Origin of the sequence: Haemophilus parahaemolyticus (assembly GCF_018373095.1) — a bacterium.
GTDB classification, from domain to species: Bacteria; Pseudomonadota; Gammaproteobacteria; order Enterobacterales; family Pasteurellaceae; genus Haemophilus_A; species Haemophilus_A parahaemolyticus_A.
Window position 1 is genome coordinate 1 of sequence record NZ_JAHAHT010000086.1, and the last position, 7,764, is coordinate 7,764.

Here is a 7,764-nt window from a genome sequence, read left to right on the forward strand (position 1 = left end):
ACCAAGGCCAGATAATGGCTGATAACCATACGAATTTTGCGGTAGAGCAGAATAGCGGAGTTGGGCTGAATGCCCAAAATATCGGCAGCGGAGCGGGAGGTAACTTGGAGTACAAAAAATTCAAGTAGTTTCTTTTGAACTCTCTTGCTTAATTTACAATTGGTTATCTGCATTTTCGTAGCCTAGCCTAACTGCTAATCTACGTCAGCCCCTAAAGTAAAGTTAAAACCAATCTATAAATTGATTAAGGGGTTTGGATAACCTAAAAAAACCTGCCAATTTCCTTGTGATTTCTCCTTTTAGTAACACTGAAAGTAACATCGGTAAAGTTTGAATTTAGATACTTCTTTATAATTAGAGGGTTTGTGACATGTAATTCAGATGACCCCAGCACCAAATCGAAAACCCAAGCGGTTCAAAATGAACCTATAAAGCCTTGAGCTACAACGGTTTGAGGCTTTTTTATTGTCCTAAGCGTACCTATTAGAACCTGCTGAATCCTTGAATTTTAGTAACACAGATAGGAACATAACTTTTATAGAGCAAATTTCCGTGTGACTAAAATAGCCTTACGCCTTGTGCTGCAACGCTTTACAGGTTTATTTAGTAACACAATCATTTTATTGTTAAATCTAATTTTATCTCTTTCTACTAAATCCCTGAAACTCACTCTAGTGGCTGTCTATAACTGGTAATTGCACAAACATTGTAACTAGAAAGTTTAAACTATCAGCGTAACAGATATTGCCTAGGTAAATTATAGCCTTCCTAATTCTGCTGCCCGTGCCATACCAAAATCTTACATAGCAACGAAAATAGTGCTGGGTAAAACTGATTTTGAAGGGGAATTTTTGCCAATTTTTCTGCCATCTTCGACAGCCACGTTTGCAGCTGTTCGCGGATAAATTGACGTTGTTCAGCAAGCGTTTTTTGCTCAACAAGCTTAAGCAAAATTTCCAAATAGGCGCAAAGATGATCGCTCGGTTCATTCACTTGGCGGTTGGTTTGCAAGCCAAATTCTGTGAAATAATCATCCATTTTTTGCAAGTTTGACGTCAGTTCCTCGCCTGCTAAATAAGCGGAAGCATAAGGCATTGCACTGATTTTTCCTTCTAGCAAAAAGCATTCGGCAAAATCGGCGGCAAGCTCTAAACGGGCGTGTGGGTGAAGCTGCAAGCTGGTAAGTGCCGTTTCAAGCTGTGCGATTTCAGCAGCAAAGCCCGCTTCTTTCAAAAAGGCAAAAAACGGGGTAAATTCGCCCGCTTGTAAGCTTTGCAACTGTGCATCGGTAAGTTCCCGTCCGAGTATATTGCTAAACCAGCGATAGATAAATTGGTACTCTTCTTTTTGGAACATTACGCTCGCTCCACGATTTTCGGGCCACTAAAGCCGTTCGGCTCAGGAGCTTCGCCTTGCCATTTTTCCACATTAACTAAGCAAGTGCTGACACAGGTGGCTTGCGAGAGTTTAGATGCTCCAATATCTAACGTTAAGGTATTTGGGCAGCCATAGGTGTCAATTGAGCCAACTTTTTCATCAAGCGGTGAGAACCACGCCCCTTCTTGCAAACGCACTACACCCGTTGGGAAGTTATCCGATAATACTGCCCCTACTAACACTTGCCCGCGGTCGTTGTAAACACGCACTAAATCGCCGTCTTGAATACCAAGTTTCGCTGCATCTTGCGGGTTCATATAGAACGGTTCACGCCCTTTTACACTGTATGTATCACGTAAGTTTTTCGCTTCGCACAGCTGAGAATGCAAGCGTTTGTCGGGGTGAGCTGATTGCATCCAGAACGGGTAGCGTTCTGAATTTGGTCCACCGTGTGAGCGTTCGGCTTTTTCGAACCACATTGGATGCCCTTTGCAATCCGTATAGCCATAGCTGGCGATTTTTTGGCTGTAAATTTCGATAAAGCCTGATGGCGTACCAAGGGCGTGCAATTCAGGATCTTCGCGGAAATCAGCATGGCGTACCCAAGGTTTGCCCTCAGGGAAAAGCACGTAGCCTGTTTTCCAAAACTCCTCAAACGGTGGCATTTCAAACTTGCCACGGTTGGCGTTACGACAATCACGGTAGAGGCGTTCCACCCATTCCATTTCGTTCATTCCGCGGCAATATTCTTCCGCTTTGCCAAAACGTTCGCATAATCCTTTGAAGATCTCAAAATCAGTTCGGGCTTCATACATCGGCTCAACCAATTTGTGCATCGCTAATATCCCACGGTTGCTGTAAGAGCCATAGGCGTCGATGTCGTTACGTTCAAATGGCGTGCAAGCAGGTAGCACGATGTCGGAGAAACGGCAAGTTGCCGTCCAGCTGTAATTAAGCGAAACCACAGTTTCCAATTTTTGGAAGGCTTGCTTCATTTTGTTCAATTGCGATTGGCGACTCCACTGGTTACAGCCTGAAAAAATCGCCATTTTGTATGGGGCGTAGGTGATTTTTTTGCCGTTGTAATCAATGGTTTCACCCGCGTGAAGTAATGCATCAGTGGTGCGAGCCACAGGGATGACTTCGCTATAACCTTGGTAATCTTTGTTGTTGTATTTCGGTGTTTGCCCTTCATCTAAATTCGATGGGAAGGAGCCTGGCATTGAAGCCCCAGAACTTGAAACGCCTACCGAACTGTAATGGTGAGCATAACTCACACCGCCGCCAGCCAAGCCAATTTGTCCCAACATCGCAGCTAACACTGCACCCATCCAATAAGGTTGCTCGCCGTGTTGTTGGCGTTGGATTGCCCAGCCAAAAATCAGTTGGGTGCGTTTTCCTGCCAACATCCGTGCAAATTCGCGGATTTTCTCGGCAGAAACGCCACAAATTGGTGCAGCCCACTCTGGCGTTTTAGCGATTTTATCTTCGGTTTCACCCAGCAAATAAGGCACGAATTTCTCAAAACCAAGAGTGTAAACATCGAGGAAGGCTTTGTCGTATAAATTCTCAGTGTAAAGTGTATGGGCGATTGCCAACATAAACGGCATATCCGCTTGTGGGTTTACGTAAAAATGGTCGCAGCCCAAATAATTTTGCGTTTTGCTTTTCACAGGATCAACACACACCACGTTGATCGCGTTGTTCTTCACTTTCTCTTTTAACTGCTCAAAATAGGCATAAGCCTCGTGCGTTTCGCAGTTCCAGCCTACTTGTAGATTTTTGATTGGATCGTTCGCCCAGAAGATCAGGTTTTCGGTCTCTTTTAAAATGATCTCCCACGATGTACCTTGTGAATAAACCTCGGTTGAACCCAGTACATACGGCAGAATGGTTTGTCCAGCCCCTGTGGAATAATCGCCCACCGTACCAACACTATGCCCGTGCATCGCAATGGCTCGGATCATATGATTACCGCAGCTGTGGAATTGCCCCGAAGAACGCCAGCCGACATTGGCAGTGTGAAGTGCCCAAGGGCCGTAATTTTGCTGGATGCGTTCCAGTTCTTGATAGAAAAGATTGAGTGCTTCATCCCAACTGACGCGAACAAAGCGGTTGTCGCCCCGTTGCAAGCGGTCGCTTTTTTCTCGGTTTTTGAGCCAGTCTAATCGTACCATCGGATAACGCACGCGAGATTCGCCATACAAAATACCTTTGATGCCTTGGATCATTTCAGTCGGGTGTTTATCAAATTCAAAGGGTTTAATTTCAGCGAGTTTGCCATCGACCACTTTGGCACGAACTGCACCCCATTGGCAGCCAGTCATTTTCCATTCATCAGGCGTTTTTGTTCCGTTTGCTTTTGCCTCACGCGGAACAAGGAATGAAGGCATCGCAAGGCTTGCCGTCATCAGCGACATTTTTTGTAAAAATTGGCGACGTGAAAATTCAAGAGAAGACATACAAATTCCTATTTTGACGCATCAGCAGCGTGTAATTGTAAATAACGAAGCACTTGTTTTTGTTGCGGTTTGTCCATATCGGTAAAGCCTACCATGCCATTAAAGACTGCTACCCACTCATTCGCATCGTGCATTTTCGGATCGCGCTGTTTGTGGCAAACGCTGCATTCAGTTTTGAAAGTGCTTTCTGCATTCGCCCAGAATGCGGTGAGATTTTGGCTAAGTTTCGATTTTTTCGCCCAAACTTTTGTTTTGACTTTCTGCCAAATTAAACCCGTGAGCGGATCTTCTTTGTTCTCCAACACCTCAAAATTGGCAGCGTTTTGCGTGAAGGTTTTATCAAACACTGCATCGGTAATATGTTTGGCAAATTGGTTATACCAAATTCGCCCAAACCCTTTGGTTTTTCGCCACATTTCCAGCTCAAGTTGATCAGCATTTTGCGTGGTTTGCACCAGTTTTACTGGCACGCCTGCTTCTAGTTCGCCAATGGGTTTGGAAAGGGCTTCATCTGCATACAACGGCAGACTTTCTGGCGTGTAAGAATAAGGGGAAGCGGTTGAATTTGGGGAAAATATTGCAAACGACAAGCTCAAAATGAGCGAGGAAAATAGGGAAGAAAATCGCATTTTCATAGAGAAATCACTCGAAATAATAAAATATCGTCACAACTGAGTTGTTTGTGTATAGGGGCGTGTGCAATACCCCCTACGAAAGAAAATAGATAATATCAATTATCCACAACCTTCATCTATTTACCTTGATTTATATCATAAATGCGGGATTTTAACGCTTTCGCAAAACCTTGGGCAGAACCGAGCGCTTTATCTAAATAAAGTGCAGATTCAATCAGCTCCAATTCGTTGAGCAGAAATTGGTCACCAATAATCGTGCCGTCTACGCGTGCATATCCCGTTTTTCAGGCAATTTGCTTAACACATTCTGGGCTTGCGAAATAATGTTTTCATCTACTGATTGAGCAGAAATCTGCACACCATAAGCCGAATTTGCTCGGAAATCCCCAGCTTGTGGTTGACGGCGAATGGCGTGGCTGAAGTTGCCGTTAAAGAAAATCAGGCTGGTTTCACCAACCTCAGCTACTTCAGGAATGTAAGGCTGAAGCAGAACTTCGCCATATTCAGAGAGGTTTACAAGCGGTTGATTTGGGGTAATCTTTTGCACAGGCTATCGAATGTGACATCATAATCGGCTCAAAAAAGGCAAGTGAGCCAAAGCCCGCTTGCCGTGAGATTAACAGGTTATTTTAACTTAATAAAAAATGTGCCTTGCGGTACAACCGGCAGATATTGACGGTGAAAATCCAAATAAGTTTTCTCCGGATCAATATCTTTAAACTGTTCAGGATAAAGCGTTTTCGCCATAAATTGCACACTGGCTAAGTCGGTAATCGAACGAGATGCTGTGTGATAAATCCCATATATATTGCCTTTTTTCACCGCCGATACGTTCGACCAACCGGCACGCTGAGTAAAACCGGCAAGGCGTTTTTGTGCATCTGCTTCACTGATATTAATCCCCATCGCCATAATTTCGGCATTCTTATCGGTACCCATTTCCGTACCGGAAATAATCACCACCTCCGGATTAGACGCTAAAAATTGCTCCGGATTAATCGGCCCCCAGTTTTCAATAAACGGTGCAGCAATATTGTCGCCACCAACCATATTCGCAATCGCTCCCCACATATTTTTACCGAAAGTGAAGCTATATTCCGCTGGACCTTTATTACCAAATTCCACGTAAATTTTCGGTGGTTTTTGACCGCTTGCCGCCACACGTTGTTGGATCGCTTTAATTCCTTGTTTATATTCATTTGCGATTTGATTTGCACGTATTTCCGTACCGGCGAGTTGTCCGAAAAGTTGGATACTTTTCGTGTGTTTCGCTACGGTTTGTGCATTGAAATCCACTACAACAATCGGAATACCAGCTTGTTCGATGCGAGGAATATCGGCAGCGATTGTTTGATATTGCCAATCGGCTAACACCAATACATCCGGTTTTAACGCCAAGGTTTTTTCCAATGAGAACGTCCCGGTATTGATATTACCGATATCTGCCATTTCCGCTAAATTCGGTAACGCTTTACTAAATAAAGCCCAGCTACCGGGGTTAAATTTTTCCCAAAACTCACGCGAAATGCCGACAACATTTTTGAAATTCTCCGAACCGGTTGCGGCAATATAATCCGGATAATAAAAGCCAAGCACGATACGTTTCGCCGGTACATCAACTTTTACTTGGCGATCTAAGACATCTTGTAATACTTTTACTTCCGCTTGCGCCGAAACTCCAGCAAATAGTAACGTGCTGGCAATAAGATGTTTAAAATACTGCTTTTTCATTGTCATCTCCTTATTTCACTTGCTCAAGATATTCAAATAAACGACCTTTATGCTCTGTGGTACGCTTCTCAATTTTTTCAACTTCTTTGGCCGCGTTTTTTAAATTGGTCGGTTTGCCTACTTGGATAATACCGCTCATATTCATCATACGATGAGGAGGGCAAACATATACGTAGACGCCCTCATGGGTGAGCGTTAAACTAAATTTTTCATCTTCTTTCGAGAGGAATTTCTCTGCGCCTTCTGGCACTGTTTTACTTTGCACCCAATGACCTTTATTAGTCGGCACGAAAGTGACCGTATCGCCAACTTCCGCTTTTAAAAAGCCCGGTTCAAACACCATACCACCACCTTTACCGTTATCTAACATTTTAACTTCGTGATCTGCAGCCAACACAGAGCCTGAAAAAGCGAGTAAGGTTGCTAATAATACTTTTTTCATTTTTTACTCCTAATGCGAATGACGTAACGGACGAATCACCGGTTGTCCGGTACTGTCATATAAAATTTCAATCTCAACGTTATACAAACGGCTGATTAAATCGGCTTGCAGCACCTCTTTAGCACAACCGAAACCGTGCACCTTGCCTTGTCCAATTAAGATAATTTCATCGGAGAATTGGGCAGCAAGGCTTAAATCGTGCAACACCATAATAGTAATCAGCTGATTTTTACGGGTGTATTCGACCACGTGTTCGAGCAGATTAAGCTGATGGTGCATATCCAAGGCACTGACAGGCTCATCGAGCATCAATATTTCAGGGTTACGCAGCAATACTTGGGCGAACATCACCATTTGGCGTTGTCCACCGCTTAATCGCATCACATCGCGATGGGCAAGATGAGCAATGCCTAATTTTTCCATAATGCTTGCTACTTCCGCCAATAGCTCATCGCTGATATGCATATGTAGGGCGTCCATTTTGCCAAGCAACACCACTTCCAGTGCTGTTAGCGAAGCTTCCACTTGGGTGTCTTGCGGCATATAGCCAAAACGTTTGCGCCAATCAAGCAAATGGCGTTTGGTCAGCTTTTCATCACCAAATTGAATATTGCCATCGAAAGGCACTTCACCAAAAATAGCTTTCATCAGTGAAGATTTGCCTGCACCGTTTGGTCCGAGAATGCTATAAATTTTGCCTTTTTCAAGCGTAAGATTGAAATCTTCGGCAACAAATTGCGAACCGCGTTTGATGTATAAATTTGTAAGTTTCAACATAAATTTGACCGCTTGTTACCGTTTCGTTAAGACAATCCAGAAGAAGAATGGCACGCCGACAAACGAGGTGATAATGCCAACAGGGAATAGTGCCCCTGGGATAATCACTTTCGATAAGACCGATGCCACCGATAAGAACGCAGCACCAATCAGCATTGCACCAGGGAGGAAGAAGCGTTGATCTTCACCCAACAGCATTCGTGCCACGTGTGGAGCAACCAAGCCGATAAAGCCAATGATACCAACAAAACTGATGGCAGTTGCGGTCATTACAGCAACCAAAATCAATGTTTTCAAGCGAAGCCATTGTAGGTTAATGCCAAGACTTAAGGCACGCTCT

Annotated in this window: 7 protein-coding genes and 2 pseudogenes; all 9 read right to left on the reverse strand. The window is 44.0% G+C overall.

What is annotated here, in order from left to right; all coding sequences use genetic code 11:
* Window positions 1-173 (reverse strand): annotated as a pseudogene (locus KH943_RS08110) (IS1595 family transposase); the annotation flags it as partial.
* Window positions 174-768: 595 nt separating this feature from the next.
* Window positions 769-1,356, reverse strand: a complete 588-nt coding sequence (gene torD / locus KH943_RS08115; protein WP_304109850.1) for a molecular chaperone TorD — start codon at window positions 1,354-1,356, stop codon at window positions 769-771.
* Window positions 1,356-3,839 carry a trimethylamine-N-oxide reductase TorA gene (torA, locus tag KH943_RS08120; RefSeq protein ID WP_304109851.1) on the reverse strand — a complete coding sequence of 828 codons (2,484 nt, stop codon included), beginning with the start codon at window positions 3,837-3,839 and terminating at the stop codon, window positions 1,356-1,358. Before torA ends, torD begins: the two co-directional genes overlap by 1 nt.
* 8 nt (window positions 3,840-3,847) lie before the next feature.
* Window positions 3,848-4,468, reverse strand: coding sequence for a pentahemic C cytochrome (locus KH943_RS08125; protein ID WP_438359831.1), 621 nt, complete (start codon window positions 4,466-4,468; stop codon window positions 3,848-3,850).
* A gap of 122 nt (window positions 4,469-4,590) precedes the next feature.
* Window positions 4,591-5,021: pseudogene (locus tag KH943_RS08130) on the reverse strand (ATP-grasp domain-containing protein); the annotation flags it as partial.
* Window positions 5,022-5,098: 77 nt separating this feature from the next.
* On the reverse strand, window positions 5,099-6,205 hold the full coding sequence (locus tag KH943_RS08135; protein ID WP_304109855.1) for an ABC transporter substrate-binding protein: 1,107 nt from the start codon (window positions 6,203-6,205) through the stop codon (window positions 5,099-5,101).
* A 10-nt stretch (window positions 6,206-6,215) separates the two neighbouring features.
* A complete protein-coding gene (locus tag KH943_RS08140; protein ID WP_304109857.1) occupies window positions 6,216-6,647 on the reverse strand; it encodes a pseudoazurin in 432 nt (143 codons plus the stop codon).
* A gap of 9 nt (window positions 6,648-6,656) precedes the next feature.
* The gene (locus tag KH943_RS08145) at window positions 6,657-7,424 is read right to left on the reverse strand and encodes an ABC transporter ATP-binding protein (protein WP_304109859.1); all 768 of its coding nucleotides are present in this window, start codon (window positions 7,422-7,424) and stop codon (window positions 6,657-6,659) included.
* A gap of 15 nt (window positions 7,425-7,439) precedes the next feature.
* The coding region (locus KH943_RS08150; protein WP_304109860.1) for a FecCD family ABC transporter permease at window positions 7,440-7,764 on the reverse strand (325 nt) is incomplete at its 5' end.

Excerpts from the sequence above, each read along its gene's own strand:
- torD (WP_304109850.1), bottom strand. The coding sequence starts at position 1,356 with ATGTTCCAAAAAGAAGAGTACCAATTTATCTATCGCTGGTTTAGCAAT.
- torA (WP_304109851.1), bottom strand. The coding sequence starts at position 3,839 with ATGTCTTCTCTTGAATTTTCACGTCGCCAATTTTTACAAAAAATGTCG.
- KH943_RS08125 (WP_438359831.1), bottom strand. The coding sequence starts at position 4,468 with ATGCGATTTTCTTCCCTATTTTCCTCGCTCATTTTGAGCTTGTCGTTT.
- KH943_RS08135 (WP_304109855.1), bottom strand. The coding sequence starts at position 6,205 with ATGAAAAAGCAGTATTTTAAACATCTTATTGCCAGCACGTTACTATTT.
- KH943_RS08140 (WP_304109857.1), bottom strand. The coding sequence starts at position 6,647 with ATGAAAAAAGTATTATTAGCAACCTTACTCGCTTTTTCAGGCTCTGTG.
- KH943_RS08145 (WP_304109859.1), bottom strand. The coding sequence starts at position 7,424 with ATGTTGAAACTTACAAATTTATACATCAAACGCGGTTCGCAATTTGTT.